This window comes from Anoxybacillus sp. J5B_2022 (genome assembly GCF_026847645.1).
Lineage (GTDB): Bacteria > Bacillota > Bacilli > Bacillales > Anoxybacillaceae > Anoxybacteroides.
In genome coordinates this window covers 1-3,403 of record NZ_JAPSMC010000108.1, presented here as the reverse complement: position 1 = coordinate 3,403, position 3,403 = coordinate 1, and the positions used below count along the sequence as shown (strand labels likewise).

General features: G+C 43.7%; 3 protein-coding genes. All 3 read right to left on the bottom strand.

Annotation, left to right across the window (positions count from 1 at the left end):
* Positions 1 to 27 precede the first annotated feature (27 nt).
* Complete coding sequence (locus tag M4I42_RS16390) at positions 28 to 2,310, bottom strand: YhgE/Pip domain-containing protein (protein ID WP_268853121.1); 2,283 nt, start codon at positions 2,308 to 2,310, stop codon at positions 28 to 30.
* Positions 2,311 to 2,354: 44 nt separating this feature from the next.
* Positions 2,355 to 2,960, bottom strand: coding sequence for a TetR/AcrR family transcriptional regulator (locus M4I42_RS16385; RefSeq protein ID WP_268853120.1), 606 nt, complete (start codon positions 2,958 to 2,960; stop codon positions 2,355 to 2,357).
* A 243-nt stretch (positions 2,961 to 3,203) separates the two neighbouring features.
* A partial coding sequence (locus M4I42_RS16380) for a transposase (protein ID WP_268853119.1) occupies positions 3,204 to 3,403 on the bottom strand: 200 nt, incomplete at its 5' end.

Below are 3,403 nucleotides of genomic sequence, written 5' to 3'. Positions count from 1 at the left end.
GGGATTTAACTTCCTCCCACAAACATTTTACTCATACTGACGACGATGTTGAATCGTAAAATACGTCATCGTTCCAGCCATCATAACGACAATAAACATCAGTAGTTTTCCGACATGATCCCACATAAGTGAAAAGTCTCCACTCGAAATGACCGCTTTAAATCCGAAAACGGAATACGTCATCGGCAACCATGCGTTAAATAGCTGGAGCGCATGCGGAATTAGCTCAAGCGGGAACGTTCCAGCACTTGTCGTCAATTGCAAAACTAAAATGACGATACCGATAAAACGTCCCGGATCTCCAAAGACTGTAACGAGAAATTGAATAACAGACAAAAAGGTAATGCTTGTCACGATGCTAAATACGATAAATAACGGAACGCTTTTTACTTCTAAATCAAGTCCGAGAAGCAGCACGCTATCAGCAAGAAGCGCTTGCACAATGCCAACGACGACTAATACGCTGAATTTTGCAAAAAACCAATGAAATGGCGAGCGCGGCGGTGCAGCTGGTTCCCGTAATGAAAAGACGATCGAAAGCAACAGTGCGCCAACAAACAACCCTAACGACAAGAAATATGGCGCAAATCCGGTACCGTAGTTTGGTACTTCATGTATTTTTTCCTCTTTTACTTTAACCGGTTCAGCAAACATGTTATATACGTCCTCGTTTGCCTTCACATCGCTTGCTTTTTCAGCACCTTCTTTTAATTTATCCGCTAATTCTAAAGAGCCGCTCGCAAGCTGATTCATGCCATCTTGAAGTTTGTTCGTACCGGTCGATAATTCATTCATTCCATTTGTTAATTGTTTCGAACCGTCCGCTAAGCGCTGGGCGCCGTCTTGCAGCTGCTCCGCACCATTGACAAGAACTTTTAACCCAGAAGCAAGCGCTTGGCTACCATCCGCTAATTTACTTGTTCCCCGCTCCGCTTCTTTCATTTTTTCATGTAGCATACTCATACCCGAAACAAGCTTCGTTTGTCCATCGAGAAGCACAGTCATGCCGTCTGTGACTTGTTGTTGTCCGGCAAGTAGTCGTTTCACGCCGCCGTTTAATGCTATATGCCCTTCATGTAGCTGCTTCGCCCCATTACTTAATGATGTAGCTCCTAATTGTAACGCTTTTGCTCCATCGTTTAATTGGGCAACCCCATTTTCTACTTTCTTGCTTCCAAGTGATAGTTGGACAATATGTTGTTTCAGCTGCTTATATATTGCTTTTTGCGTTGGATCGGACGTTTGTTTGATTAGTGAATCAAGTTGAACAGCTAATTGATCTAAACCGCCAGCTACTGTCATCGCTCCCGTTTTTACTTGCTCTGCACCTTGTTGCCATTGTGCGAGCGATGTTGAAAGCTGTTCTGCTCCTCCGCTTAATTGCTCAGATGCTCGGAGCAGTTGCGGCATGCGGGCGTCAAGTGCTTTCGTTCCGTCGAGCACTTGCTTTGCTCCTGAAGCAAGTTTCGTTGTCCCTTTTTGCGCTTGTTTTGCTCCCGAAAGCAATTGTCCTTGTCCGTCTGCCATCCGCTTTATTCCGTCATGAACAGCTTGAACACCTGTTTGCACTTGTGTTGAGCCATCGGCTGCTTCATGCATACCTTTCGTAAAAACGAGCGATTTTTCGGCAAGCGTCGCTAAATGACGGTGCAATTCATTAGAAGCGTCTTGCGCTCGTTTCATCCCGTCATACAGTTTGTTCGTCCCTTCGCTTGCTTGTTTCACACCGTCATGTAACGTTTTTGCTCCGTCACTCGCTTTCGCTAATCCGTCTGCTAACGTTTTTATTTTATCAAACATGTTTTCTGCGTACGTTTCGGTTAACGTTTTCGCTACTTCTGTTTTTATTTTTTCAACCGCCGTTCCACCAATTTGGGCAGATAAAAAGTTGAAGCCTTCATTCGGCATGTAAATGAGCTGAAGCTTTTTCGGATGATCGTCTTGTAACGTCGTCGCACGTTGTGAAAAATCTTCAGGAATTTGAATGAGCATATAATACCGCTGCTCCTTCAACCCTTTTTTTCCTTCTTCTTCACTGACGAAGTGCCAATCAAACTGTTTCTTTTCCTTCAGCTTTTCGACGAGATCTCGGCCGATATGCAGCTCTTTTCCTTCAAACGTCGCTCCTTTGTCATTGTTCACAACAGCGACAGGTAGCTCATCTAAACGATCGTACGGATCCCAAAATGCCCATAAAAACATGCCGCTATATAAAAGCGGAATAAACAAGACAGCGACAATCGGAATAAGCAGTTTCCGATTCGAGGCGATCATTTTCATTTCTTGCACCCATAATTTGAATGCGTTCACACACTCAACCCCCTATCAAAACATTGACCATTTTGTTCATTTAGTCATTCGTTACAAAAAGAGAAGGAGCACCGTGGAGATAATCCTTTTAACAAATACAAATCAAACAGTTCAGCAATTTTTTGTGGCGACAACGGTTCGTGTTCTTTTTCCCAGTCGACGTGTAACACGATATACATCTTAAACATTAAAAACGCTGTTAACTCCGCATCGCACGAGCGAATTTCGCCTTTCGCCATCGCCTCTTCAATTTTCTCACGAATAAAAGCAATCATTTCGCGATCGAGCCGATTCATCACATCGCGCACAGCTGGTGTACCGATATCGCGCACTTCTTGCAACAGTTTGATCGTCAACTCGTGCTCCTTGAGAAACGTAAAAATGCGCTGTAACACCCGTTTCACATTTTCGTTAAACGGCAAGCAAGCGTCAACTGCTTCGTTCGCTTCGTACTTAATTTCAGAAATAATGGACGAAACGATATCTTCAAGCAGTTCTTCTTTGCTTTTAAAAAACGTGTAAATCGTCCCTTTCCCGACGTTTGCCATTTTCGCCACTTGATCCATCGTTGTCGCTTTATAGCCAAAAAGGGAAAATGACTTCGCTGCCGCTTCAACAATTTGCTTCTTTTTTCCGACATAATCGTTCACCCTTTATTTTGACTAAATGAACATTTTGGTCATTTCGTTTTTCGTTGTACCATCATATCGTTACATTTGCAACAAGAAAGGTGCCTTATAGTGAAGACACCTTTTCCTTTGGGGTCTTCACCATTTTCTGTGATTTCCAATCAATCCTAGAAACATGTTAGCTGGATGAAATGGGTTCATCAGTCAGGATCCTTCTTCCGCATACAGACCAACGATCATACCGATAGCGGAAGAAGGGAGCGCTTAAGCAGCCTGACTACCTGTAGTGTTCCCTGTACACTCCGAAAATACACGTAAACGAGACCATTCTCGATTTCGATAGCCATATGCCCGGCGTTTGATGTTTTTGATCTTGTGATTCGTCCCCTCGATCCGGGCATTTGTATATGGGCACAAAAAGTAGGAAAGAATAGGCTCCTTCCACCTTTCAAGCGTGTTGGCTG